A 25,341-nucleotide genomic window follows, 5' to 3' on the forward strand; every position below is an offset into this window, starting at 1 on the left:
TCTTCCCTGTTAAGCCCAATAAACGAGGATGCGTTAACCTAAAAATAACGATTTTTAAGTTAACGCATTGCGCAAGATTAAAGTGGCTTCCCTTCTTCATCAATTTCAACAATATTCTTAAACAAGGGTTGCAAACTTTCCATAATGGCGGCTTTATCACCCACTACTACAGTAATCATTTCATCAAGCTTAAGATGTTTTTTAGCTAAAGCATTTAATTCTTCTTTGCTTATTTTGGATAAAATCTGGTTTTGTTCATCAACAAAACTCCTCGTCAGTTGGTACTCCATAATTTCAGATAAAAAACTCAACTTTTGTCCTGGTGTTTCATATTCTCGCGCATCACGTTGACCAATCGCATTTTTCATAAATTGCAATTCCACATCCGTCATACCGTTTGCAGCAAACTCAGAAATTTCCTTTCTAAATTGCACTATCGAATCGGCTGTGGTGTCGCTGCGTACTCCAGCTTGTGCTTTATAAAAGCCATAAATATCATCACCATAGAAAAATGAACGCGCTCCATAGGTATAACCTTTGTCTTCACGTAAATTAAGATTAATACGGCTATTAAAGGCACCACCAAGGTTATAGTTCATCAAATCAACTCGATAGTATTCACCAGTAGCATCGTAATTGAGGGCACGTTTACCTATGCGGATCTCAGACTGGGCCGCTTCGGGTTTGTCGATAAAATATAAGGTTCCAGCGGCTAAAGCAGGAAAGGCTTTGATAGCAGGCTCGGCACTAGTATTGCCCTGCCATGAATTTAAGTTTTGCAAAGCACTTAACATGGAGAGCTCACTCAAATTACTCACTACAAGCAACTCTGACTTTGCTGGCCCATAATTCGCCTTGTAAAAAGCTTTAACGTCGTCCAAGTTTAGTTTTTCAACAGTTTCAATCGTACCGCCGCTGCTGTATGCAAAACTATTATTGTGGCCAAAAGCTAGCTTATTAAAGGCCTCTGCCGCTAGAGAACTCGCATTCTTTTTAGCCGTTTTTAACCCTTCAATTTGCTGTTTTTGCAAACGAGAAAAATCGTCTTGAGTAAATTTAGGTTGGGTTAACTTTTCAAGGGCAATAGCCAGAGTTGGTTCCAAATTTTTAGTCAGAGTACGAATACGTAAGGTTGTATATTTATTACCCGCTCTAAAGTCGACACTGGATCCCAGTTTTTGCAATTCATTCGACAAGTCTTCTGCACTGTTTTGCTCTGTACCTTCTCCCATCATGGCAGCCGTTAATGCGGCGAGTCCTAATTGACTTAAGTCTTCACGGGTTTGGCCTGCAGGAATACGTAAGTGAATAGTGGTAGTAGGTACTTCATCGTTAACCGCACCCAAAATGGCAATCTTATTTGTGGTACTCACTTGATAGATATCAGGCACTTTGATACTGGGGTTTGGACCAGAGGGAGGAACCACTGAACGGTCAAAATCCGACTTGCCTGGACGCAAGACTAAAGCACTTTCATCTTGTTCTTGGGTGAAGGTGCGCTCTAGCCGCTGCCATGTATCAGGCTTAATTATTTTATCGGCTTGGCCCTTAGGCACTATGCTCATGATCACCGCATGTTTGTTTTTGATGTATTGCTGATAAACCCGCATTACATCTTCTTTGCTGACATTTTGATAACGAGCAATATCGTCACCTATGGCATTGGGATTCTGTCGATAGGTTTGATAGGCGGCTAATTGACTAACTTTGCCACTGACACTTTCTAAACCATACACCATGCCCGATACAATACCGGCTTTAACACGAGCCAAATCATCTTCATTGGCACCGCCACGACTTTCAAACTCTACTAAAGAAGTGCGCGCTATCGTTTCCAACTCAGCGAGAGAAGAGTTAGGTGTAGGCAAAGCTAACAAACTAAACTGACAGCTCAGTTCACCACAGCTATGCCCTGCTTGTGCTTGCACTGCCTTACCGTTTTTAACCATATTTTTGTAGAGTAAAGAGGTTTTACCGCTACCTAGGATAGACATCAGTACATCTAAAGGTGCTTCATCAGGATGATTGGCGTATACCGTCGGAAAAGCCATATACATCAAGGGTAACGACACATTGTCTTGCATTGAAATATAACGATCTTCTGGTAATACAACATCTACATATTCTGGATCAACTACCTCAGGACCGCGTGGGATACCACCGAAGTATTTATTCACCCACTCTAAGGTTTGTTGCTCATCAAAATCGCCACCAATAGTTAAGGTGGCATTATTAGGGCCGTACCAGCGTAAAAAGAACTTTTTAAGATCGTTTAAGTCGGCACGATTTAAGTCTTCGATATAACCAATGGTGAGCCATGAATAGGGATGACCTTGTGGGAATAGGGCTTCATTTACACGTTCACGTAATAAACCATAAGGGCGATTATCATAATTTTGGCCACGTTCGTTTTTAACAGTTTCACGCTGATTTTCAAATTTTTCTACCGTCACAGCATCAAGGAAAAAGCCCATGCGGTCAGCCTCTAACCACAACATACGCTCTAGTTGATTAGAGGGCACAGTTTCGTAGTAGTTAGTGCGGTCGGTATTGGTAGAACCATTCAGCGTACCACCTGATTCTGTGATCAAACCAAAGTGCTGTTCGTCGGCGACATTTTCAGAACCTTGGAACATCATGTGTTCAAAAAAGTGGGCAAAGCCTGATTTTCCGGGCTCTTCGCGTCCTGAACCAACATGGTAGGTAATATCAACATGAGCAAGTGGATCGGATTTGTCAGAGTGCAAAACCACAGTTAAACCATTAGCCAATTCATATTGAGTAAAAGGGATAACAATTTCATCGTCAGCCTTTTGCACGGAATTTATTTTAGTCATACCCACTGGCAGTTCAAGCTTTGCTTTAGTACTAAGCTGTTGTGGAGCTGTATTGCTGTCACACGCTGACAAGCCAAATAACAAAACTATTCCTGTACTTAGAAGTACATGTTTTTTCATACTTATATTTCCCTTTATGGCTTAGGTTAATTTTTTGCTTGGGGATAATGCATCATTATGCAATGCAGATAAAGCCTCAGACAGAAGCTGAGTTGGCTTTATGTAACTGATGTTTTACAGGGTATATTTTTATCAGGCAAAGAGACTAACACTTGCACTAGGCAACGCGGCTATGACATTGACAAACAAACTGATAATAAAAGATAAATCAGAAAGGAATACAAACACGCCACAATGAAATCACTCATCTTGCCAACGGGCTTTTATGGAAAGAATTGCATCCAAATTTTGTTCAAACAATTCGACCAGTTTGGGATCAAAATGTTTGCCACTTTGGGCCTTAATAAACTCCATGGTGCGTTCAATAGACCACGCTTCTTTATAAGGTCTGACACTGGTAAGTGCATCAAATACATCAGCTAAAGCCACAATCCGCCCTTCAATAGGAATATCCTCTCCCGATAAGCCTTTTGGGTAACCACTACCGTCCCATTTTTCGTGATGGGTTAAGGATACCGAAATCGCTAATCTGATTAAGTCAGAGTCAGGCTCACCTAAAATTTCAGCACCGATTTCTGGGTGTTTTTTCATAATAGCAAACTCTTCTTCAGTCAGTTTGCCGGGCTTTAACATGATGTTGTCAGGGATGCCTATTTTACCAATATCATGCATAGGTGCGGCATGCAGAAGGCGCTCTGCCTCTGTGGCAGTATAACCAAGGGCTAAAGCTAGCACTTGGGAAAAATGACTCATACGCATGACATGCATGCCCGTTTCATTATCTTTATATTCAGCTGCCCGACCTAAACGTTGTATCACTTGCAAGCGAGTGCGTTTGAGCTCGTCTGCTTGCACTAACGATAAGTGAGTTTTCACTCGCGCTCTTACCACAGCAGGAGAAATAGGCTTAGAAATATAATCCACAGCACCAGCATGCAAACCCTTGGCTTCATCTACGGCATCGTTAAGGGCAGTAACAAAGATGACGGGAATATTTTTAGTTTCGTGGCTTTGTTTAAGGGTGATGCACACTTCAAGACCGGTCATGCCTGGCATCATCACATCAAGCAAAATTAAATCAGGTTTGTCTTGGTTAACCAACTTAAGTGCATCAAGGCCACTTTTAGCAAAAATCAGGCGATACTCGTCACCCAAGGTTTGTTTTAGTACACGTAAATTAACTGGCTCGTCGTCTACTAAGAGCAGCGTAAAGCGACTATCCATCATGATTTATCTCCTCCATCAAACTGTGCCAGCAAAAGACTGATTTCACGCTGTGCTAAATCAAATTCAAAATCATTGAACGCGTGGAAAATTTTATCGATTTTTAAGCGATAAATATCAGGGCTTTGTTGAGCTAGTTTAGCGAATAATGCTTCATCAAATTCACTGTGGATGGCCATCTCATGAACCTGCTGGAGCAACAGGGTAAATTGAGTTAGGTCAGTTGATTCAACTTGTTGTGGCGATTGTTGAGCACTACGTTGAGTCTCATTAAGTTGCGTACTTAATTCCGTTAACAACACATACACTTGGCTTAAGACCGTTTGTATGATGCTGGCATCTTTAACATTTAGCGCATTTTCCAACTGAGTGAATACCTCCCCCAATGAACTTAAGGCTAAGTTTCCGCAGACACCCTTATAACCATGGGCAAGATGTTTTAGCTCCTGCCAATTTTCTTGGCTCATGGCTTGTGTAAGTTTGTCTTCTACTTGCGCGGCAGTTTTAACAAATTTAGCAATTTCAGCAAACAATACCGCCTTGCTACCCCACAATACAATACCGGTTTTTTCGTCAATTATTGCCTTAGGGTTACTGTTTGCGACTGCCACGCTAGTGTGACTGAGTGTGATACCAAGCACTCGAGCAATCTCCGCATTTAAGATCTCAATATTGACGGGTTTGTTGGCAAAACCGTTCATACCGGCGTCAAAAGCGGCTTTTTTATCTTCAGCTAAAACGCTGGCGGTTAAGGCAATAATAGGTAAAGCGGGAAGCTGATTTTCCTGCTCATAAACACGTCGCTGCTGGGTGGCGCTTAGCCCGTCCAATACTGGCATTTGCACATCCATCAGTACGATATCAATGCCTTGATTTAACATTCTGAGCAAAGCTTGTTCACCATCTCTGGCAGTTTGAACTTTATGTCCGGCCCGTTTTAATAAAATACTCAACAACTCAATATTTTGCTCAATATCGTCCACCACTAAGATACTCAAGGGCGGTAGTTCATGTTTGGTTTTGTCAGCCACAAACCCTAATGTATCAATAGCTTTTAAAGGCAAACTAAACGAAAACGTACTGCCTTGATTTAATACACTGGTGGCACTGATAGTACCGCCCATCAATTCAACCAATTGTTTACTGATTGTGGTACCTAAACCTGTACCACCAAAACGGCGACTCATGGTGGCATCTGCCTGAGAAAACGCATCAAAAACCTGGGCAAGCTGAGTTTGACTCATGCCAATGCCAGTGTCTTGAATCATAAAATCAATCAGTTGCCCATCGCCCTCCTGAACACTAATGCTAATTTTTCCCTGCTCAGTAAATTTAACCGCATTGCCAATTAAGTTGGTCAATACTTGACGTAAGCGGTCAGGTGCACCGTGATAATAGTGATTCAATGTTGGAGCAATATGTAATTCGAGTTCAATTCCTTTGTTTTTGGTTTGCAACCACAGGGTTGATACAACGGCATCAATTTCTTCCACCAACGAAAAGTCGCGCAGCTCTAATTCTATTTTGCCTTTATCTAATTTAGCGCTATCCAAAATATCGTTGAGCAAATGCATTAAAGATTTTGCAGATTGATTAATGGTATTTAAGTATTTTTGCTGCTCTGCAGACACGTCACTTTCGAGCAATATGTCACTGAAACCAATTACCGCATTCATAGGCGTTCTAATTTCATGGCTCATGTTGGCCAAAAATGCCGCTCGAGTCGCTGCGGCCGTTTCCGCCTTCTCTTTAGCGAAGATCAGTTGCTGTTCCATTTCTTTACGCTGACTGATATCCATAATAAAACCATCGAGCCATTTGGGACTGCCATCGGTACTGCAAACTTTACGGCCAAATTCCAGTAACCACTTTTGCTGACCTTGTTTGTCAATAATGCGGTACTCAAGTTGAAAACCTTGTTCAGCATTGGTATCACATGTGTTGATCTGAGCGATATCGTCGGGATGATAAAAATTCGCGATACTACGTTTGGGATTAGGCATCAAAAAATCGTCAGCCGGATAACCTGTGACCCGCTCAATTTCATCACTGACAAATTCCATTGGCCAGTTATCCTGTTCTAAGCAGCGATAGGCTATGCCGGGTATATTACTGATCATGGAGCGAAACTTGGCTTCATTTTCCCGTAAATCCGCCTCCATTTTATTACGTAGGCGTAGGTCGGAAATAAAAGCCACATACAGATTTTCATGTTCGGTTTCAACACGACCAATACCAACCCGTACCGGAATTAATTCACCATTTTTATGCAGCACCTCTACTTCACGACCATTGCCGATGATTTCACCATCTCGAGTGGTTAGATAACCTTGAAAATTGTCATTTTGTTCATTTTTAAGCGTGTCAGGCATAATCATGCGCACATTGCTGCCCAACAACTGTTCATTTTGCCAGCCTAATAGCTGTTCTACTGCTTTATTGGTACTGACAATCACACCACGGACATCAATCGTAATAATACTATCAAGGGCTGCATCCATTGTGGCAAGCAGGCGTTGCTCATTATTACTCGCCTTAATCGAAATGTTTTTATAACGTAGAGCCAAGTTAACAACCAGTACCAAGGTACTGATAATAATGGTGATCAGCGTCACACCAATAGCCAAATACGCGGGGATTTCACTTGATTGATTGGATACCTCAAATCCGGGAGGTGGTACAAAACGCGCAGCCGCCATGCCGGTGTAGTGCATACCGGTAATTGCACACCCCATCACCACACTTGCTATCACAGTAATTAGCTTTTGATCAAAATAACGATGTTTAACATAAGCTAAACCAAAACGTATCCATAGCGCCAACATCGCCAGTACCACGGCGACCACAATTGACACTAAAAACATCAACAAATCATAACGTAAGAATAAGGACATTTTCATCGCAGCCATACCCACATAGTGCATGCTGCCAATGCCGGACCCCACTAATAGACCGCCAATCAGTAATTGGACAAAACCCAATTTATTACGAGTAATCAGGTGAAGGGCCACCCAAGATGCTGCCACCGCCGGTACCATAGAAATCAAGGTAATGCGCCAGTTGTAATCCACCGACGTACATAAATCAAAAGCCAACATGCCAATAAAGTGCATGGACCAAACCCCGCCCCCCAACGCTATACTGCCCGTTGACAAAGATAGGTAGCGCCCAAAAGCAGTATTACTCTTCGAGGCTTGGGCGGAAATTTGAAACCCCATAAATGAGGCAAAAATAGCAATGGCAATCGACAAGACAACTAAGCCAGGTTCGAAATTTCCGTAAACCAGCAAACTGTCGTCAGGGTAATTAAATAAGTTTTGAATGAAATCTAGCATGTAAGAGAAGTTTTGAACTACAAACCATGAATCGAGTGTAAGTGAAAATAAAGTGATTGCAATCACTTTCGCTAACAACTCCTTGTTTTTAAAGGCATGCAGAAGGTTTTCGCATAAATACTTACTCATAAAAACAACTAATTTACATTAAAATAACACGAGGTTTTTTCATCGTTATGTGCGACTAACAGAACTTATGCTTCTGCTTAAAGTTAGTTTTAGTTAAACTTGCCCTAGTTATCTCGAAGATAGGTTTTTTAGAGCATATATGCATGTTTTTACCGGTATTTTGGCCATTTTAGCTTACTTTTTTAACACCTTATTTTGGGTTATACCCATAGTGTTTTTGTCATTTTTTAAACTTATTCCAATTAAGCCGTGGCAAACCGCTATTTCTTACTTATTAGATGGTTGTGCGACTGCATGGATAAGTGTGAATAAACTTAATCAAAACCTCGTGGCTAACACTGATTTTAAGGTCAATGGAGATGAAGATTTAAGTCTAAACGATTGGTATCTAGTGATATCTAATCATCGTTCCTGGGTCGATATTTTGGTGCTACAACGGGTATTCAATCGCAAAATTCCTTTTTTGAAATTTTTCCTCAAAAAAGAGCTCATTTGGGTGCCTTTATTAGGCCTAGCATGGTGGGCCTTAGATTTCCCATTTATGCACCGTTATAACAAAGCGTTTTTAGCTAGACATCCACAACTGAAAGGTAAGGATTTAGAAGTTACCCGTCAGGCCTGTGAAAAATTTCGTTTTAAGCCCGTAAGCATCATGAATTTTGTCGAAGGAACACGTTTCACTCAACACAAAAAACAACTACAAAATGCCTCTTACGAGCATTTACTTAATCCAAGAGCTGGCGGCATGGCCTTTGTATTAAGCGCCATGGGCGACAAACTGCATAAACTATTAGACGTCACCATACATTATCCCCAAGGCACTCCGAGTTTTTGGCAATTTGTTTGTGGCAAAGTCCAGCATATCAACGTGGAAATTAAGGTTTTTTCTATCGAAGAACTTATCAAAAACGACATTTTCGCGGCAGATTATTTTGACAACCCAGAGCAACGAGCCAAGTTTCAACTGTGGTTAAGCTCCCTGTGGCAGCAAAAAGATCAGGAACTACAAAAATTAACCATGAGCCAGAAATAAGATGTTTAGTTTTTTACCTGTTGTAGTGTTATTTCCACTGCATTTATTTCTGCAAGTGGCCAATATTATGTTTTGGGCTACCCTTGTTGTCTTGTTTGGCTTGCTCAAACTCCTACTACCTTTCTCACTCTTTGTTCGCCCGCTGAATGTGTTACTTAATTTCATGTTATTTGCTTTTAGTAAAGTCAGTGTAAAGATAATTAAACTGACCAACAAAGTGGAATTTGACTATCAAGTTGATGGTCACTTAAGTAAAAATGACTGGTATCTAATGATGTCTAATCATCTAAGTTGGCTCGACATTGTTATCCTTACCGAATTTGCCGCTGACAGAATTCCCGCCCCCAAGTTTTTTCTGAAAAAAGAGCTCATTTGGTTACCATTTATCGGTGTCGGCGCTTGGGCTTTAGATATGCCTTTTATGCAACGTTATAGCAGCGCCTTTATTGCCAAAAATCCGCATTTAAAAGGTAAAGACATTGCGACGACTAAAAAGTCCTGCGAAAAATTCAAATTACACCCCACAACGGTGATCAACTTTGTTGAAGGTAGTCGTTTCACCGCCGAGAAACACCGGTTGCGTAACAGCCCGTATCAGAAATTATTGCCACCTAAAGCCGGAGGTATTGCCTTTACCTTGGCAGCGATGGGAGAACTATTTAACAGTGTATTAGACGTGACTATTTTGTACCCCAAGACCTCAGGCAGTGCCATAGTGGCCCTACTCAGTGGTAAGTTAAAAACCGTGGTACTGCGAGTTAAAGTGCACGCCATCAATAATGCTATTATTGGCGACTACTTCAATGATGAAGATTTCAGAATGGCTTTTCAGTCATGGTTAAACCAAAAATGGCAAGAAAAAGACCAACAAATTAACGATATGGATAAAACGTGAAAACTAATGAACAAATTACCCAGGCAGTCATAGACAGTTTTGCCTACTTCGATTTAACCATCAGTGCAGAGGGTTGGTTGTTTCAAATAAGTGCCTTTTTGGTCATTGCCAGTTTAGCCTGGATCAGCCTCAAAATATGCAGCATTGTGTTAAGTGGTAATCTTACTAAATTAATCATGCGCACCAAAAACACCTTTGATGATGAATTACATCAGCATGGTTTTTTCCGGCGTGCCAGCCACTTAGCTCCCTCTATCGTCATTTATGTCCTCTCTCCTTTGTTTATTGGTAATGAACTGTTACTCAGCTTCTTACAAAAGACCGCGGTTATTTATGCATTGATAGCGGTAGTAAGATCAATCAGTGCCTTACTCAATACCATAGAAGACAGTTATAACGCCTCCAATCTCGCGAAAAAAGCGCCTATCACTGGATTTATTCAAGTGGCTAAACTTTTTATGGTAATCGTTGGTTTATTGCTGATCATATCTAATATTTTGGATAAATCGCCGCTAATACTGCTGTCTGGTCTTGGCGCGGTTACTGCCATCCTATTGTTGTTGTTTAAAGATACTATTTTAGGTTTTGTGGCAGGTATCCAAATTGCGGCTAATCGTATGGTCAATACCGGTGACTGGATTTCCATGCCGCAATACGGCGCTGACGGTGATGTATTACAGGTTGGTTTAACCACAGTAAAAGTACAAAATTGGGATAAAACCATTACCACTATCCCCACTTATGCACTTATTGCTGAACCCGTAAAAAACTGGCGCGGCATGAGTGAATCTGGCGGCCGCAGAATTAAACGTTCGATTAATATTGATATTCAAAGTATTCGTTTTTGTGATGAAGATATGCTCAAAGAATATTCCACTATTCGTTATATAAAGGCTTATATTCAACAGAAAAAAGAAGAGTTACAGGCTTTCCACAGCGAACAAAAAATTGATACACAAGATTTAATAAATAGCCGGCGCTTAACCAATATCGGGACTTTGCGTGCCTATATGCAAGCGTATTTAGCCAATCACAGTAAAATCAATAAAGACATGACCTTGATGGTGAGACAGCTGCCACCTACCGAGCTTGGCGTGCCATTAGAAATCTACTGTTTCAGTGCCGACAAAAACTGGATCAATTACGAAGGTATACAGGCAGATATTTTTGATCATCTGCTCGCCATTTTACCGGCCTTTCATTTACGCGCTTATCAACGTGTCAGTGACAGAAGCCTACAAAACTAATCCTTAGGGCCCTTATTGGCTTGAGGATTAAGAATAGTAACTTCTCTTTGAGGGAAGGGAATTTCAATGCCGTTAGCTTTGAGGGTTTCAAGAATGATTAGCATTAAGTCACCCCCTACTCGATTTTTACCATCATCCACTCCGCTCATCCAAAACTCCACAAACATATTAATACCTGAATCACCAAAACTATCGATTTCACAATCAGGCCTTTCTTCAATGGGAATATCTTCCCCACTAATGACCTGAGGATGCTCGGCTACGGCAACCTTGATAATTTCCACCAAACTGCGCACATCGGTGGCATAAGGTACGGAAAAATCCACCCTGAAACGCTGTTTGGGATCTTTGTGGGTCCAATTGATAAAAAGGGATGATATAAATTTTTCGTTGGGAACAACTATGTCTTTACCATCAAAGGTTTCGAGCACCGCATAACGCATACGAAACTCTCGCACATACCCTTTGCTACCATCGTCTAATTCAACAAAATCTCCAACGGTTAACGAACGATCAAGCAAAATGATAATGCCCGAAATAAAGTTAGAAGCGATGGACTGTAAGCCCAACCCTAACCCTACACCAACCGCACCACCAAATACCGCCAGCGCCGTTAAATTAATGCCCATCACATTGAGCAATAACAATGAAATGACACAAAACAAGCCTACTTCAAATAACTTACTGAACACCTCTCGGGTGCGGATATCAATGGATTCTTGTTTACGAATTATCTCCTTGCCAAAGCTATTTGACACTCGCCCCAACCAAAATAACAATGCGCCAAATATTAATACTCTTACCAAGCCATAAGCAGAAATCCCCACATTACCGACATTAAGTGAGATTTCTTCCAACACCTGAATAACATCAGGTAAATAGCCGGTTAAATGCAAAATTAAAGTCGGCAAACCTAACCATTTAAATAAGCCCGCGATAAAACGATGAGAAACGAAGGCAGTAATACAAGAATAAAAAAACAGAATAACCGCAATGACATAAGCGGTATTAATGATCCAAGCGGTATATTGAATGTGTTCACTTATTTCAGTGGTGACTTTCAACAAGATAATGGCAAGCAGTGGATAAAATACCATGCCTAGTCGAGCTATCAATTTTTGTACTGGATGACTATATTCACCGTTGACAGTGGCACTAATCCCAAAACGTTGCCGAATTTTACGCGCCAACAAATAAGCACACAAATACACCGCAAGAATGAAAATGATCTGAAAATAAGTGGAAGGATTACTAAAGGCATGTTGCAGCTTTACCAATAAATCTGCGAATAAGCTGGCAAAATATTCAGTACTAAAAGTCATACGACGTTACTACCTGTTTTGATAAACACACTTGTGCATAGCCATCATAGCAAAATTAACCCGTTTGATAGAAACCAGTATTGACCGGCTTCCTCCCAAATCATTGAAATTGCGCGGCGGCGGAAAATGAATGTGACCTTATGAGCTTAGCTCGCTAAGTGATTCAGACAAATTAATGTGAAAGAGTGCAGCCAACAAGTCGTGGCTGCAAGGAAGAAGTGTATATAAAAATTTTATATGGTGGAAAGTGCGTAAGCACACACAATGCAAACCACAATGCCTGCTATACCAAAAAAACTGTATTCCACTTTGGTTTTCATTGTCTCAGCGCCTGCAGGTTGAGGAAGGGCGCTCATGATCAAGCTACTCAAACCTAATACAAATGCGACTAATGCTAAACCAAAAATTAGCGGCTCAAGCCAGTTACCCATAAAATTATCCTTACAACCATAGAGTTCTTTGTTAAGAAGTGAATTGTAAGCGATAGCTCCTTAGGATGACAATTTTTTAAAACAACAAAATGCCTTATCTTCCCCTCAACGCCTACAAACCTTATAGCGTAATCCACCACTAGTTAGCTATTTACACCAACCATACTAATTCTATTTTCCTCAAAAAACCTGAAAAATATCTTAATACATTGTTTTTAAATGATTTTTATTTTTGGCCTAGGCCTTGCTCTATCAATAACAACAATAAGTAAAAACCGAAATAAACCTAGTGGAGAAGATTATGCGCCCTTTATTACTTGCCGGATTAATGCTGGTAAATACTAATATCGTGATGGCCAACGAATGTGACATTAATTTTGATGGCAATTTACAACTTGAAAACCGAGTACTTACCATCACTACTTCGGATAAAACTAAAGTGCTTATCCAGGAAAACAATCAGCTATACGTGAATGGCAAACACATTAAATTAAATGCCGAGCAGCAAAATTTAGTTTCGGCTTATTATGCGGGTATTTATGCAGCAGCTCCCCAAGCCGCGCGTATTGCCAGCGATGCAGTACAACTTGCCAGTGTAACCATTAACGAAGTGTTTAATGAATTACTCGGAAATGACAGCGACGCGGTGGATACCTTAACCTTAAAACTAAACGAACTTGGTGAGCATATCCAAAACAACTTTTACGCTCAAAACGGCGAAATCCGTTTAAACTCAGCGAATTTTGATGACGGCAACTTTCTTAGCAACGAATGGGAAGATGAATTTGAAGACGCCATTGAAGACGTGGTTGCCAACTCTATCGGCAGAATCATGCTCTCCATAGGCAGCGAATTATTGTTTGGCGGTGGGGATATGGATGCCTTCGAAGCCAAAATGGAACGTTTTGGTCAAGATATCGAACAACGGGTTGAATACCAAACCAGTGGCATTGAAGCAAGAGCCGATGCGCTATGTCATGGTTTAGCTAAAGTTGACCTTATCGAAACTCAATTACAAAAATCGATACCCGCATTAGCTGACTTAAACATCCTGCGAGTCGAACAAAACCATCACGCAATGTGATAAATTAGGTTTTTGACTCTGATGTAAAATACGCTATGCAGATATCTATTGTGGGTTGTGGCTGGTTAGGCCAGCCATTAGCACAGCAGCTCCTAAAAAGTGGCCACAACATTGTGGCCACTTGCCGATCCAAAGCTAAGCTACAGCAACTACAACAACTTGGTTTACTAGTGCAGCAATTCAATCTTGGAGATGAGCTTAACAAAGAGACAATGCAAGCCGTATTGCAGTCTGATCTGCTTATTCTTAATGTGCCACCCGGTGGCAAACACATCCAAGCCGACTTTTTTATTGAGCACATGTGCAACTTAGTCAAACAAGCCAAATTTAAGGGCACTCAAAACTTATTTTTTATCAGTACTACCGCTGTCTATGGTGAGGCACAAGGAGAAATCATCGAGCAATCAGTCTGCCAGCCCACTACCCTATCAGGCCAAGCTCACCTGCAAATTGAACAATGTGTATTGGACGTATTTAAACATAATGCCTGTATCTTAAGATTGGCGGGATTAGTCGGACAAGAGCGTCATCCTGCTAAACATCTAGCGGCAAAAACCGACTTAGCCAACCCCTTACAAAGAGTAAACTTGGTCCACCAGCAAGATGTTATTGAGGCGATAAAGCTTATTATGCAAGGCCAACATTTTGGCCACATTCTGCACCTCTGCGCCAATGATCACCCTAGCCGTCAAACTTATTATCAATGGGCCTGTAGTAAACTAAATTTAGTAGAACCTACTTTTTTACCCAGTGAAGAAGATAAAACAGGTAAACAGATTAATGCGCAATGGACATGCAATAAACTGGGCTTAGAACTCAAATATCCTAGCCCTTACGATATGCTGGGAGCTTATAGTAAAGAGTAAAAAAGCCAGACTGAAGTCTGGCTTGGTGATTCTCAAATATGAGTACTAACCTATCAAAGCCTGACCAAAAAATTTCAAGGCTACGGTATTAATAAAGATTAACAGTAGAATAACCGGAATAAAGGTCCCTACCGAAAAGTCCACGTAACGCTCAAACCAGCTGCCTTTATAATGAGGCGCGCCTTTATCAAGTTCGGCGTTAAAGTTAGCTTTTTTCCAGCGATAAATAACAAAAATACAAATTAGCAAACCATTCAGTGGCAAGATCGTGTCGTAGAAAACATCAACAATAATATCAAATAGCGATTTAGTTTGGCCTGCGTAACTTACAAACTCGGTAAAAAAGCTGGCGATCCCAAAGGACATTGACGCCAATACCGACATCACCACCAATAACAATCCCAGCACGCCTAAGGCTTTTTTCCGGCTATATTGTTTTTCATCCATTAAGGCCGCCACAGGCACTTCGAAAATTGAAACCAATGACGTAATCGCGGCAAAAAATACCAATAAAAAGAATAAGCTCGCGACTATACTCGCCCCCAAATAACCAATGGTGACTTGTAAGGCTAAAAATATCTTAGGTAAAAAAGAGAATATCATGCCCACTGACGAGTCACTTAAATCAGCGGCATTAGTAGCAGGATTAAACGAAAAAATTGCGGGCAATATCAATAAACCAGCAATAAAGGCTACAGCCGTGTCGGTCAAAGCGACCAGTTTTGCTGAGTTAGGTACATCGGCCATGTTGTCGATATAAGAGCCATAAGTGATCATGATACCCATGCCCAGCGACAAAGAGAAAAAGGCCTGAGACAGTGCGGCACTGACTACTGAAGCATCAATTTTTGAAAAGTCAGGAACTAAGTAATATTCAACCCCGGCCATGGCATTGTCTAAGGTTAATACAAAAATGACCAAAGCAATGAGCATGACAAACAATGCCGGCATCATTAACTTTGCACCTTTTTCAATACCTTCTTTCACTCCACCCTGCAGAATTAAATAAACAATGGCGACAACAGCGACCATATACAAAAACAAACTGGGTGCATTAATAAAATCGCCAAAGGTAGCGGGATCAGCCAATACTGACAGGTTGCCTATTACCGATTGAAACAGATAACCAAAAAGCCAAACAGTGATTACCAAATAAAACACCGCGATCATGAAGGGAGTAATAATCGACAACCAACCGGCTACTTTCCAGTGAGTTTCACCTCCAGATAGTTGATTGTAAGCACCAAGAGGATCTTTGCGGCTGTGACGACCTACCGACATTTCGGCAATCATCACAGGCAAACATATTAAAAAGACAAATAGGGCATAAATTAATAAAAAAGCACCGCCACCATTTTTGGTTGCCGCAACGGGAAAGCCCACCATATTACCAATACCAACAGCCGAACCTGCTGCGGCTAAAATAAAACCTAGGCGAGAGCCAAATTGTTCGCGAGGTGCACCCATAGATATTTCCTGTGTTATTTTTATAATTAGCCGCTGATATTAACAGCACACTTTAAAAAAGTCTTTTGTGTGTTGCTCAAGATCAACAAATTGATAATCTAAAAAGTTTACAGGCTTCACCAAGGTATGGTTTTACCTGCCCAATCAATAAAATAGGGCCCCTGACTAGGGTTAAAATTAGGCAATTGAGAGAGCAATTGCTGTACCGTAAATTCTGCAGTAAACAGCTTTTCAGGCTTAACATTTGCTTGAAATGGCTGTGATAATTTAGTGTCAACCGTACCAGGATGATAACTCACAATGCACACATTTTTAGCGCGCCGCTGCAATTCAATTTGAGCGGTTTTCAGCAACATATTTAGTGCCGCTTTGGACGCTCGATAACCATACCAGCCACCCAAACTATTATCTTGAATGCTTCCTACTCTGGCACTGAGAAAGATTAGTTTGGCGGGAAATGGACCACGCATTAGTGGTTCAACATGTTTGAGCCATAACGCCGGCAACACAGTATTAATCTGGAAATAATATTCTAGTTGTGCCTGATTTAAGTCTTCTAAACGCTTTTCAGGGTTGATACTAGCCCCACACCCTCGTTTTTCGGACAAGCAGCCAATGCAACAAACGATTAATGAAAATTGTTCCTCAGTATGGGACACTTTTTGACAATAGTTAGCAATATCGCCTTCATTATGACTATTTACAATCTGGTAATGAACACCATCAACTGGGGCACTCGGTAAGTAACGAGAAACCGCAAATACTTGGGAATAACGTTCAGACAGAGCTAACTGTTGCACTAGGCTTTGGCCAATGCCACCAGAAGATCCGATCACTAAAGCTCTGGTTAACTTCGACATTCCTTACCTCCTTTTTACCTCACAAGGGCTACAAATTTGGGATTCTGCAAGACGTTTCTCGCCCGTTAGCAAGTAAGAAATTCGGTATCTATGGCGAGCAAAAAAAACATAACACCAATTAGCAAACCACTTAATACCCCACCATCTGAGCGGCGCATAAACCCAGCCCTTGCCTACTAACTTCCACGCTAAATAAGTGACATCTAAACCGCTTATCATGCGACCATCTGGCAACTGTCCGTGAATACGCGCATTGAGTTGCTGCCAATTCAACTGTGGATAACATTCAGCAAATAACGAAGATTGAATATCGACAAAAACTAAAAGTCTTTTGCTATCGAGCTCCTTTAGTTTATCCATTTCAGCTAGACAGAGGGGACAATAGCCATCATAAAAAACGGTTAACTGAGTATTCATAAAAATCACTTTTAAGCTTGATTACCTCTGTTCATACGTATGAAAGTACTATTTGGATTAAGGTATAAAGAAATCGATAGTATTTTACTCTGCTCAATCACACTTATTTTATTTTAGGTAACGAGTAGCCTTGAACTCAAGCGAGAGTGATAATACAGCCTGTAATCACAGTTTTTTGGAGACAACATTTTGGCAAATATTCAACATGCAACATTAGCGGGTGGATGTTTTTGGTGTATCGAATCTGCTTTTAACAGCATAGAAGGAGTGATCTCGGCTTTTTCCGCTTATGCAGGTGGTCAAACAGCAAATCCGACTTACGAACAGGTCTGTGATGGCACAACTGGCCATGCCGAAGTAGTCAGAGTTAACTTTGATGCAGATAAAATATCCTATCGCGATATTCTGGAAGTATTTTTTGCCCTACATAATCCTACCCAAATAAATCGTCAGGGTAATGACATAGGTACACAGTATCGCAGTGAAATTTTCTTTCACGATAACGAGCAAAAAAAAGTCGCCGAACAAATCATTGATGAGATTGAATTAGAAGAAATCTGGTCGAGCCCAGTGGTAACTGAGATAACCGCTTTGAATAACTATTATCAGGCCGAGGATTACCACCAAGACTACTTTAGTAAAAATCCACAAAACCAATATTGCAATATGGTGGTGGCACCTAAATTGGCCAAGTTTAAAAAGAAATTTGCCAGTTTGTTAAAATCTTAAAAACACCAAACTAGTTGCACTCCAGTCTATAAACCGGAGTGCAACAAAATCCTTTATTCAAACCAACTAGGCCGAATAGCCAAGCTAAATAACAATGGTGAGTAATTTTCGTAATTGCTCTTATTTTGCAAACAAACAATGTTTTTAGGATAAACCTCTTTCCAAGGATCATTAATCATCCACAGGGTTTGATCTATTACTGCCACACCTTCAATTGAAGCATTGTGCATTTTTTCATAATCCTGGCAATTATCCGTTGAACTGGTCAGTTGCGCATAAAACTCCATCGCTATGATACGGGTTTCTTTTTGACCACTGATATCAATAATCCATAGTTTGCCGTCGTTACGAGCAGAGGCAATAAGATAACCCTCACCACTTTGGGTTTGATAATAATCCATACCATTGATGGGGTGATTGCCTTTTTCAAACTTAGGTAACTTAAGTTTGGCATCCGTGACGGGAGCAAATTCATCACTCTGCCAAAAAGTTGCATCCATGTTTAAAGTGAAAACGCGCGCCTGTTTAAAACTATCCCGCTCCAAACCAAGATATAAAATACGATTAGCACCAAATGCCAGCGCTTCAATACCATCGTTTGGTGAATCACCAACCGCTAATTCAGCAGCATATTGCAAAGGACGAACATGGGTCATTAATACCTTATGTTCATCACTCAGTTGTAGTCTTACCAACAAGTTAGGGTATGCAGAAGAGCCCGTGTCTTGATATTTATGCTGACAACTTGGAGACAGTTCTTCAGCGTAAGTGGCATCTTCAGTAATCATATAAAATACCGAATCGTCATCTGGATCTACGACCAGAGATTCAAGATCTGGGTTGTCACCAATATAACTAGCAAAACAGCTCTGTTTTACTTCAGTAGAAAGCACCATTTTCATGCCACCATCAGTCAATCCAGCATTGACTGGATCAATTGCACGAAGACGTAAACGCTGTGTCTCTATGGCACTTCGATCACTCAAAGTAACCAGCTTGTCTCGCCATCTGACAAGACCAGATGGTTGAGGATCCAGCATTACTGAGCCATCTGGTTCCGTTATCCAACGTCCATATACACCGAAGGTGAGCTCTTCTTTGGGGACTGTTATATCTGATATGTCAGACACAGAAGGGGTGCAAGCGGATAATAACAGGCAGCCACTTAGTAAGACGCCGAATACTGATTTCATATTTAATCCATTAGTAAAATTTGTATAAGTAAAACTAATCTAACAAGCCACTATGACACTTGTTGTTGCCAGTACACAGTTACCACATTCGGTGGCATATATTAGGGTTTAACTAAATTAAGATCTAGGCTTAGTTAGACTATTTGGTCTTATTTAAACTTACTAAGCTTGAATCAAGAATAGAGTAGTTTAAAAACAACAATACTTAGGTTACTCGTCAAATTTTGTTAAGCTAAAACACAATGATAAGATCATGCTAGCAGTGCAATTGATATAGCCCTTTTACCTAACCCTAAGCAATAAATAATGACACATGTTTCAAATAAAATAGGCCTGTTTTATGGCTCTAGTACTTGTTATACCGAAATGGCCGCCGAAAAAATTCAGGCATGTCTGAACCAACTGTTGTTTCCAACACAAGTTGAGCTTTTTAATATTAAAGACTGTGCACTCAAACAAGCTGAACAATTTGATACCCTAATTTTTGGCATCTCTACTTGGGATTTTGGTGAATTACAAGAAGACTGGGAATCCAGTTGGAATGACATTAGTTCCTTACAGCTTGCCAATAAAAGTGTGGCCTTATTTGGTCTAGGCGACCAACTTGGTTACAGCGACTGGTTTCAAGATGCATTGGGCTTGTTGCACGATGAATTAGCCCTATTAGGCTGTAACTTTGTCGGTTATTGGCAAAACGTCGGTTATGACTTTGCCCAATCCAAAGCACTGATCGCCGATGGTGAATATTTTGTTGGTCTATGTCTAGATGATGAAAATCAATATGAGCAATCCGAACCAAGAATCGAACAGTGGTGTCAGCAACTTGTTGCCGAGTTAGACGAATTATAAGACCTCGTGACTGAGCCCAGACCACCTCGACTCCATCAGCCTTATTACCGAAATGGTGCCTCCCATCGTGATGGCGCCGACGTCAGTTTTCATGACATAGTAAAAATGTTTGGTTTTCGCACGGTAACCATAGGCAAATGGGTTAACAAAGAAGAACAACAGCTCGCTGCCAACCTGTTTTTTGATGCACTGTGTGATTTGATGGATATTTTGGGGATACCTGAACGAGTTATTTCGCTAAATGGCAACTTGTCGCTGGCTTTTGGTAGCGGTGGTAACAAACATAGCAGTGCCCATTACGAATCCACCAGTAAAACCCTCGCGTTGGCTAAAAATGCCGGAGGAGGTGCTTTAGCTCACGAATGGATGCATGCCTTTGATCACTATATTTGTGACAAATTGTTTATACATAGCAAAACAGATGAATTTGCTTCTGTTATTTGGCTAACCGACAGGCAGTTGCATCAACATCCACTTAATCAAAAGCTAGATCAAGTTTTTGCCACCACCTTTTTATCCGAAGATAAACGTACAGCCAGTGAATATGTTGAGCGCAGTGTATTGGCCGATAAACATTTAGATCATTTTTACTACGCACAACCACAAGAATTGCTCGCTAGAGCCTTTGAAGCTTGTATTCAAGATCAGCGCATAAAAAACGCATTTTTAGTACAAGGTACCAAGCAAAGCCCTGAAGCTAAGCTTGGGATCTACCCACAAGCAAAATTAAGACAAAGTATTTCACACAAGCTACTGGATTATTTTTGTCATTTGGGGCAGGCTATAAACAAATAAAAACCACTTTATTTTTGAGTTTTGGCTTAATTCATAATGAATTAATAGATGCTCTGCAACAAAACTGTCTTTATACTAGGCAAATTCGTATACAACTTATTGGCGATAAATACCGATGAAAAGAAAAAAACACGGCTCCGCAGACGACGAAGCAGCAATTGACATGACCCCCATGTTGGACATAGTGTTCATCATGCTGATCTTCTTTATCGTAACCACCTCATTTGTGAAAGAGAAAGGTTTGGAAGTATTACGTCCAAAAGATTCTAATACCCCTCCACCTGAGACAACCAAAAAATCGTTGGCTATTCGTGTTAATGAAGATGGCACTATTGTGGTTAATGGTCGTGAAGTTGATATTCGCCGCGTTGAAGCCAACATTCAAAGCTTCTTGGCTGAAAACAACCAAGATACAGCAGCGGTGCAAGCTCATCCAAAAGCGAAACACGGTTTAGTCACTGAAGTTATCAACGAAGTGAAAAAAGCAGGTATCGATAATGTATCTGTGTTGGTTGGAAAATAACGTTTTTAACCAGTAAATTATTAAAAAAACGCCGCTTTATAGCGGCGTTTTGTTTTATACGATTTGATATTTTCTGGTTTTACTCAAGATCTAAAGCTTCAGGCGATAAAATAATACCTGTGCTATCGGCGTATAAATGATCTTCTGGTAAAAAGGTTACTCCACCAAAATTTACCGCGATATCCACTTCACCTGTTTCTTGATCGTCGGCACCTACTGGTATAGCTGCGATGGCATGTATGCCTATATTAATTTCTTCTAAGTCGTCCACTTCACGCACACTGCCATAACAGACTATGCCTTCCCAGCCATTTTCATAAGCAAGTTGGGCGGCACTGGCATCGATCAAGGCACGGCGCATTGAGCCACCACCATCAATCAACAAAATTTTGCCAACTCCGGGTTGAGATAATACTTTTAATACCAGTCCTTTATCTTCAAAACATTTAACGGTTGTAATAATTCCACCGTAAGAAGAACGACCACCAAAGCTAACAAACATGGGTTCAACCACATCAACACTGTCAGCAAATAAATCACACAACGCAGAAGTATTGTATTCCATTTGAATTCCTCAATGTGATGACGACTTTGTAGATATCAGTATACTGGCACTCTAAAGCAATGCCATCATTTATGCATAATCTACTGATTTTTTTAGCACTTTATTCCTTATCTCATGTTATTAACGGCTAACATTTTATTAGCACCGATTAGGCTCAAGGTACTTTGTTTTTTGCCCGGCAAATGACATCATTAGACCATGCTGTTATTTTTGGTATAAAACCATGTTCAAAAACATCAAATTAGTCGGTTTTATTGCCGTTTGCCTGTTTGGTCTAAGTGCTTGTGGGCAAAAAGGTCCTTTGACTATGCCAACAGAGCCAGCCACGAATCAACCTATAGAATCAACTTCATCCGCCACATCTAACCAACAGGAACCCCGTTGAGATGGATCATTTTAGTTATAAAGCTCAGCAACTTTGTGCTGAAGACACCTTATTAAGCGATATTGCCAAAAAACACGGCACTCCCTGTTATGTGTATTCCAAAGCGACAATTGAACGTCACTGGTTAGCCTTTGATAAAGCAGCGGGTAATCATCCTCATTTGGTTTGTTATGCGGTCAAAGCCAATTCTAATTTAGCTGTGCTTAACGTGATGGCTAAGTTGGGTTCAGGTTTTGATATTGTTTCTGGTGGCGAATTAAGCCGTGTATTAAAAGCCGGGGGCGATCCTGCCAAAGTCGTATTTTCTGGCGTAGCTAAAACCGAACAAGAAATTGCGCTAGCCCTTGAACACGGCATCAAATGTTTTAACGTTGAGTCTTTGCCCGAATTGGATCGCATTAACCAAGTTGCAGGGCAATTAGGCAAACGCGCCCCCATCTCCTTAAGAGTTAATCCAGATGTTGACGCTAAAACCCACCCTTATATTTCAACCGGTTTAAAAGACAATAAATTTGGCGTTGAGCGTCAGCAAGCGGTGGCGGTATACCAGTATGCGACGACTCTACCTAACTTAGACATAGTAGGCATGGACTGCCATATCGGTTCACAACTCACCGATTTGAAGCCTTTTGTCGATGCCTTGAATATTTTACTTGCTCTCATTGATGAATTAGCCAGCTTAGGGATCCACATAGCCCATTTAGACATCGGTGGTGGCTTAGGGGTAAATTATAATGGTGAAAATCCCCCTCATCCTGACCAATACGCTCAAGCTATAGCTCAACGTATGCAAGGACGCGAAACCTTACAGCTTATTTTTGAGCCAGGTCGCGCTATTGTGGCAAATGCAGGGGTATTGTTAACCAAGGTCGAATTTATCAAACAAGGCGCGGAGAAAAACTTCGCCATAGTGGATGCAGGCATGAACGACTTAATCCGTCCTGCCTTATATTCGGCCTGGCAACAAATTGTGCCTTTACAGCAACATTCAACCCATAAAGCCGCTGTTTACGATGTCGTTGGTCCCGTGTGTGAAACCAGTGACTTTTTAGGAAAAGGGCGTGAACTAGCCATTGCTGCCGGTGACTATTTGGCAGTTAGAAGTGCAGGTGCTTATGGTTTTGTGATGGCTTCAAACTATAACAGCCGCTGCCGCCCTGCCGAGATCTTGGTTGATGGAAACAATGTGCATGTTGTGCGCGAGCGTGAAACCATCGAGCAACTGTTTATGGGTGAGCATATACCTGCTTAAAACAGATTTATAATCCGGCTAGGCCAATAGCCGGATTATTTTCTTTGTTCCTGATTAAAGACATAGTCAGTTATTCTACGAAATGATATAAATTGCCAATGTTATCTTTCTTACTTGGTTTATCAGTAAGTCAGAATTCGAATTGAGTTAAGTAGTAAAAATGCAAATCCACTTTTCAAAAATGCAAGGTTTAGGTAACGACTTTGTGGTTATCGATAACGTTACCCAAAATGCGTTTTTCTCAAAAGAGAAAATCCAGCAATTGGCTGACCGAAATTTTGGCATTGGCTTTGACCAACTACTCATAGTAGAGCCGCCCTACGATCCAGAACAAGATTTTCACTATCGTATTTTTAATGCTGATGGCTCAGAAGTATCACAATGTGGCAATGGCGCCCGTTGTTTTGCGCGTTTTGTTAAAATGAAAGGTTTAACTAACCGTAATAAAATAGTAGTGAGCACCAAGGCGGGCCGTATGGTGTTGTATTTGGAAAAAGACGGCATGGTTACCGTTAATATGGGCACGCCAATCTTTGATCCGGCACTCATTCCCCTTAAAGCGAATAAACAAGAAAAAACCTATATTATTCGGGCGCAAGAACATACTTTTTTCTGCGGTGCAGTTTCTATGGGTAATCCACATTGCGTATTATTAGTAGATGATGTACAACAAACTGATGTGGCAACCTTGGGGCCATTACTGGAAAAACATGAACGCTTTCCAGAAGGCGTTAATGTTGGATTTATGCAGATAATTAATCCCAGCCATATTAAACTGCGAGTGTTTGAACGAGGTTCAGGTGAAACCCTCGCTTGTGGCAGTGGAGCTTGTGCAGCGGTAGCCGTAGGCCAGCTTCAGAATAAATTGAGTAAGGACGTCAGAGTGGATTTACCCGGTGGTAGTTTAAAGATTAAATGGCCAGGTAAGGACGCGGTGTTAAAAATGACAGGTGCAGCAGAACATATTTTTGATGGGATCATTAATCTATGAGCGAAACGTCGGGACAACAAAAAAGCAATTTGGACTTAACCAGCGACTTTGATGACGAGCATACTCGTTATGCTTCAGAAGTTGCCGAATTCTTGCTTACCCATCCCGATTTTTTTCTTAAACACGCCAGTTTATTGGAAAGTTTAGAAATTCCCCATGCCCATAAAGGCAGTGTGTCACTGGTCGAGTTGCAAAGCGAACAATTACGTACCAAAGTGCGTCTACTAAATTACAAGCTCAATCAACTGATCTCCATTGCCCGTCAGAATGAACAAATTTATCGTGTCTACGCCGATTTAAATTTACGTATTCTAAGTTGTGAGACCTTGGATGAATTGAGGTTTGTACTCGAAGAAGTCATGCAAGAACGTTTACACCTCGAAGCTGTAGTAATTAAACATTTTATTGGCGCCCATGCCTTTCCAGAAATTCAGCGTCATTTGTTTATCGAAAAACGGTTCAAGCGCGATAAGTTCTTTTTTGGCCGCCTAAGTGAGCATGAAAGGAAGTTATTGTTTCCTGAGCAACAAGCCAACTCGGTTGCCTTATTGCTGTTGGGAGATTTAGGTGAGTTAGGCATGCTGGCGATCAGCAGCAAAGATCCCAGCCATTTTCATCCTGATATGGACACCTTGTTAATTACTCAACTTCAGCAATTTTTAAGTATTCTATTACCTAAACTAATGAAGTACTAAGGCAGTACCTATCCATAGTGATAGGTAATTTCTGTATAAAACTTAAATCACACTGACAAGCTAACACGTTTTTGCCTCAATGAATTTATAGAAAATA

Annotated in this window: 23 protein-coding genes; 13 read left to right on the plus strand and 10 right to left on the minus strand. The window is 40.9% G+C overall.

All coding sequences use genetic code 11. From position 1 onward, the window contains the following. Positions 1 to 77: 77 nt before the first annotated feature. The 3 genes from AX660_RS02665 to AX660_RS02675 form a co-directional block, all read right to left on the minus strand. Positions 78 to 2,957: a M16 family metallopeptidase gene (locus AX660_RS02665; protein ID WP_068372174.1), complete on the minus strand. Its 2,880-nt coding sequence runs from the start codon at positions 2,955 to 2,957 to the stop codon at positions 78 to 80. Positions 2,958 to 3,197: 240 nt separating this feature from the next. Beyond that, positions 3,198 to 4,184: a response regulator gene (locus tag AX660_RS02670; RefSeq protein ID WP_068372177.1), complete on the minus strand. Its 987-nt coding sequence runs from the start codon at positions 4,182 to 4,184 to the stop codon at positions 3,198 to 3,200. Next, positions 4,181 to 7,645, minus strand: a complete 3,465-nt coding sequence (locus AX660_RS02675) for an MHYT domain-containing protein (protein ID WP_327082840.1) — start codon at positions 7,643 to 7,645, stop codon at positions 4,181 to 4,183. The genes AX660_RS02670 and AX660_RS02675 overlap by 4 nt, the downstream gene beginning before the upstream one ends. A gap of 139 nt (positions 7,646 to 7,784) precedes the next feature. On the opposite strand from AX660_RS02675, the gene AX660_RS02680 reads away from it, so the two are divergent. The 3 genes from AX660_RS02680 to AX660_RS02690 are packed head-to-tail and all read left to right on the plus strand — an operon-like array spanning position 7,785 to position 10,820. After that, positions 7,785 to 8,678 carry an acyltransferase gene (locus tag AX660_RS02680; protein ID WP_068372180.1) on the plus strand — a complete coding sequence of 298 codons (894 nt, stop codon included), beginning with the start codon at positions 7,785 to 7,787 and terminating at the stop codon, positions 8,676 to 8,678. Between the two features lies 1 nt (position 8,679). Next, positions 8,680 to 9,573 carry an acyltransferase gene (locus AX660_RS02685; RefSeq protein WP_082768711.1) on the plus strand — a complete coding sequence of 298 codons (894 nt, stop codon included), beginning with the start codon at positions 8,680 to 8,682 and terminating at the stop codon, positions 9,571 to 9,573. Further along, a complete protein-coding gene (locus tag AX660_RS02690; protein ID WP_068372183.1) occupies positions 9,570 to 10,820 on the plus strand; it encodes a mechanosensitive ion channel family protein in 1,251 nt (416 codons plus the stop codon). Before AX660_RS02685 ends, AX660_RS02690 begins: the two co-directional genes overlap by 4 nt. On the opposite strand, the gene AX660_RS02695 is transcribed toward AX660_RS02690, so the two are convergent. Both AX660_RS02695 and AX660_RS02700 read right to left on the minus strand, forming a co-directional pair. After that, on the minus strand, positions 10,817 to 12,142 hold the full coding sequence (locus tag AX660_RS02695; RefSeq protein ID WP_068372187.1) for a mechanosensitive ion channel family protein: 1,326 nt from the start codon (positions 12,140 to 12,142) through the stop codon (positions 10,817 to 10,819). The two genes, AX660_RS02690 and AX660_RS02695, sit on opposite strands and share 4 nt — an antisense overlap. A 233-nt stretch (positions 12,143 to 12,375) precedes the next feature. Then, positions 12,376 to 12,573, minus strand: coding sequence for a hypothetical protein (locus tag AX660_RS02700; protein ID WP_068372190.1), 198 nt, complete (start codon positions 12,571 to 12,573; stop codon positions 12,376 to 12,378). 301 nt (positions 12,574 to 12,874) lie between these two features. Between AX660_RS02700 and AX660_RS02705 the strand changes: the two genes are divergently transcribed. Together AX660_RS02705 and AX660_RS02710 are read left to right on the plus strand one after the other, a co-directional pair. Continuing rightward, positions 12,875 to 13,657: a DUF2884 family protein gene (locus tag AX660_RS02705; protein WP_068372192.1), complete on the plus strand. Its 783-nt coding sequence runs from the start codon at positions 12,875 to 12,877 to the stop codon at positions 13,655 to 13,657. Between the two features lie 35 nt (positions 13,658 to 13,692). Then, a complete protein-coding gene (locus AX660_RS02710; protein WP_068372195.1) occupies positions 13,693 to 14,523 on the plus strand; it encodes an SDR family oxidoreductase in 831 nt (276 codons plus the stop codon). A 45-nt stretch (positions 14,524 to 14,568) separates the two neighbouring features. On the opposite strand, the gene AX660_RS02715 is transcribed toward AX660_RS02710, so the two are convergent. From AX660_RS02715 to AX660_RS02725, 3 genes are all read right to left on the minus strand, one after another. Further along, complete coding sequence (locus tag AX660_RS02715; RefSeq protein WP_068372198.1) at positions 14,569 to 15,990, minus strand: sodium-dependent transporter; 1,422 nt, start codon at positions 15,988 to 15,990, stop codon at positions 14,569 to 14,571. Positions 15,991 to 16,106: 116 nt separating this feature from the next. After that, complete coding sequence (locus AX660_RS02720; protein ID WP_068372201.1) at positions 16,107 to 16,850, minus strand: SDR family NAD(P)-dependent oxidoreductase; 744 nt, start codon at positions 16,848 to 16,850, stop codon at positions 16,107 to 16,109. Positions 16,851 to 16,853: 3 nt separating this feature from the next. After that, positions 16,854 to 17,267: a thiol-disulfide oxidoreductase DCC family protein gene (locus AX660_RS02725; RefSeq protein ID WP_082768712.1), complete on the minus strand. Its 414-nt coding sequence runs from the start codon at positions 17,265 to 17,267 to the stop codon at positions 16,854 to 16,856. A 189-nt stretch (positions 17,268 to 17,456) separates the two neighbouring features. On the opposite strand from AX660_RS02725, the gene msrA reads away from it, so the two are divergent. Further along, on the plus strand, positions 17,457 to 17,996 hold the full coding sequence (gene msrA / locus AX660_RS02730; RefSeq protein ID WP_068372204.1) for a peptide-methionine (S)-S-oxide reductase MsrA: 540 nt from the start codon (positions 17,457 to 17,459) through the stop codon (positions 17,994 to 17,996). A 53-nt stretch (positions 17,997 to 18,049) separates the two neighbouring features. On the opposite strand, the gene AX660_RS02735 is transcribed toward msrA, so the two are convergent. Continuing rightward, positions 18,050 to 19,189: a hypothetical protein gene (locus AX660_RS02735; RefSeq protein ID WP_068372207.1), complete on the minus strand. Its 1,140-nt coding sequence runs from the start codon at positions 19,187 to 19,189 to the stop codon at positions 18,050 to 18,052. Positions 19,190 to 19,495: 306 nt separating this feature from the next. Between AX660_RS02735 and fldB the strand changes: the two genes are divergently transcribed. From fldB to AX660_RS02750, 3 genes are all read left to right on the plus strand, one after another. Further along, positions 19,496 to 20,038, plus strand: a complete 543-nt coding sequence (gene fldB, locus AX660_RS02740; protein WP_068372210.1) for a flavodoxin FldB — start codon at positions 19,496 to 19,498, stop codon at positions 20,036 to 20,038. Between the two features lie 6 nt (positions 20,039 to 20,044). Continuing rightward, positions 20,045 to 20,833 (plus strand): CLCA_X family protein, encoded by a 789-nt coding sequence (locus AX660_RS02745; RefSeq protein WP_068372213.1) that lies wholly within the window; start codon positions 20,045 to 20,047, stop codon positions 20,831 to 20,833. 115 nt (positions 20,834 to 20,948) lie between these two features. Next, positions 20,949 to 21,356: an ExbD/TolR family protein gene (locus AX660_RS02750; RefSeq protein ID WP_068372216.1), complete on the plus strand. Its 408-nt coding sequence runs from the start codon at positions 20,949 to 20,951 to the stop codon at positions 21,354 to 21,356. Between the two features lie 79 nt (positions 21,357 to 21,435). Here AX660_RS02750 and rraA read toward each other — a convergent pair whose 3' ends face one another. After that, positions 21,436 to 21,921, minus strand: coding sequence for a ribonuclease E activity regulator RraA (gene rraA, locus AX660_RS02755; RefSeq protein WP_068372219.1), 486 nt, complete (start codon positions 21,919 to 21,921; stop codon positions 21,436 to 21,438). 223 nt (positions 21,922 to 22,144) lie between these two features. Between rraA and lptM the strand changes: the two genes are divergently transcribed. The 4 genes from lptM to AX660_RS02770 all read left to right on the plus strand — a co-directional run bounded on the left by lptM (position 22,145) and on the right by AX660_RS02770 (position 25,244). Further along, a complete protein-coding gene (lptM, locus tag AX660_RS22730) occupies positions 22,145 to 22,306 on the plus strand; it encodes an LPS translocon maturation chaperone LptM (RefSeq protein WP_082768713.1) in 162 nt (53 codons plus the stop codon). A 1-nt stretch (position 22,307) separates the two neighbouring features. Then, complete coding sequence (lysA, locus tag AX660_RS02760) at positions 22,308 to 23,558, plus strand: diaminopimelate decarboxylase (protein WP_068372222.1); 1,251 nt, start codon at positions 22,308 to 22,310, stop codon at positions 23,556 to 23,558. 160 nt (positions 23,559 to 23,718) lie between these two features. Further along, entirely contained in the window at positions 23,719 to 24,549 is an 831-nt protein-coding gene (gene dapF, locus AX660_RS02765) for a diaminopimelate epimerase (protein ID WP_068372225.1), read from the plus strand. Beyond that, a complete protein-coding gene (locus AX660_RS02770) occupies positions 24,546 to 25,244 on the plus strand; it encodes a DUF484 family protein (protein ID WP_068372228.1) in 699 nt (232 codons plus the stop codon). Before dapF ends, AX660_RS02770 begins: the two co-directional genes overlap by 4 nt. The last annotated feature ends 97 nt before the right edge of the window (positions 25,245 to 25,341 follow it).

Origin of the sequence: Paraglaciecola hydrolytica, from assembly GCF_001565895.1 — a bacterium.
In the GTDB taxonomy this organism is placed as follows: Bacteria; Pseudomonadota; Gammaproteobacteria; order Enterobacterales; family Alteromonadaceae; genus Paraglaciecola; species Paraglaciecola hydrolytica.

What these genes read in the sequence shown, in the direction of transcription:
- AX660_RS02665 (WP_068372174.1), bottom strand. Translation starts at nt 2,957, where the DNA reads ATGAAAAAACATGTACTTCTAAGTACAGGAATAGTTTTGTTATTTGGC.
- AX660_RS02670 (WP_068372177.1), bottom strand. Translation starts at nt 4,184, where the DNA reads ATGATGGATAGTCGCTTTACGCTGCTCTTAGTAGACGACGAGCCAGTT.
- AX660_RS02675 (WP_327082840.1), bottom strand. Translation starts at nt 7,645, where the DNA reads ATGAGTAAGTATTTATGCGAAAACCTTCTGCATGCCTTTAAAAACAAG.
- AX660_RS02680 (WP_068372180.1), top strand. Translation starts at nt 7,785, where the DNA reads ATGCATGTTTTTACCGGTATTTTGGCCATTTTAGCTTACTTTTTTAAC.
- AX660_RS02685 (WP_082768711.1), top strand. Translation starts at nt 8,680, where the DNA reads ATGTTTAGTTTTTTACCTGTTGTAGTGTTATTTCCACTGCATTTATTT.
- AX660_RS02695 (WP_068372187.1), bottom strand. Translation starts at nt 12,142, where the DNA reads ATGACTTTTAGTACTGAATATTTTGCCAGCTTATTCGCAGATTTATTG.
- AX660_RS02700 (WP_068372190.1), bottom strand. Translation starts at nt 12,573, where the DNA reads ATGGGTAACTGGCTTGAGCCGCTAATTTTTGGTTTAGCATTAGTCGCA.
- AX660_RS02705 (WP_068372192.1), top strand. Translation starts at nt 12,875, where the DNA reads ATGCGCCCTTTATTACTTGCCGGATTAATGCTGGTAAATACTAATATC.
- AX660_RS02710 (WP_068372195.1), top strand. Translation starts at nt 13,693, where the DNA reads ATGCAGATATCTATTGTGGGTTGTGGCTGGTTAGGCCAGCCATTAGCA.
- AX660_RS02715 (WP_068372198.1), bottom strand. Translation starts at nt 15,990, where the DNA reads ATGGGTGCACCTCGCGAACAATTTGGCTCTCGCCTAGGTTTTATTTTA.
- AX660_RS02720 (WP_068372201.1), bottom strand. Translation starts at nt 16,850, where the DNA reads ATGTCGAAGTTAACCAGAGCTTTAGTGATCGGATCTTCTGGTGGCATT.
- AX660_RS02725 (WP_082768712.1), bottom strand. Translation starts at nt 17,267, where the DNA reads ATGAATACTCAGTTAACCGTTTTTTATGATGGCTATTGTCCCCTCTGT.
- AX660_RS02735 (WP_068372207.1), bottom strand. Translation starts at nt 19,189, where the DNA reads ATGAAATCAGTATTCGGCGTCTTACTAAGTGGCTGCCTGTTATTATCC.
- fldB (WP_068372210.1), top strand. Translation starts at nt 19,496, where the DNA reads ATGACACATGTTTCAAATAAAATAGGCCTGTTTTATGGCTCTAGTACT.
- AX660_RS02750 (WP_068372216.1), top strand. Translation starts at nt 20,949, where the DNA reads ATGAAAAGAAAAAAACACGGCTCCGCAGACGACGAAGCAGCAATTGAC.
- rraA (WP_068372219.1), bottom strand. Translation starts at nt 21,921, where the DNA reads ATGGAATACAATACTTCTGCGTTGTGTGATTTATTTGCTGACAGTGTT.
- lptM (WP_082768713.1), top strand. Translation starts at nt 22,145, where the DNA reads ATGTTCAAAAACATCAAATTAGTCGGTTTTATTGCCGTTTGCCTGTTT.
- lysA (WP_068372222.1), top strand. Translation starts at nt 22,308, where the DNA reads ATGGATCATTTTAGTTATAAAGCTCAGCAACTTTGTGCTGAAGACACC.
- dapF (WP_068372225.1), top strand. Translation starts at nt 23,719, where the DNA reads ATGCAAATCCACTTTTCAAAAATGCAAGGTTTAGGTAACGACTTTGTG.
- AX660_RS02770 (WP_068372228.1), top strand. Translation starts at nt 24,546, where the DNA reads ATGAGCGAAACGTCGGGACAACAAAAAAGCAATTTGGACTTAACCAGC.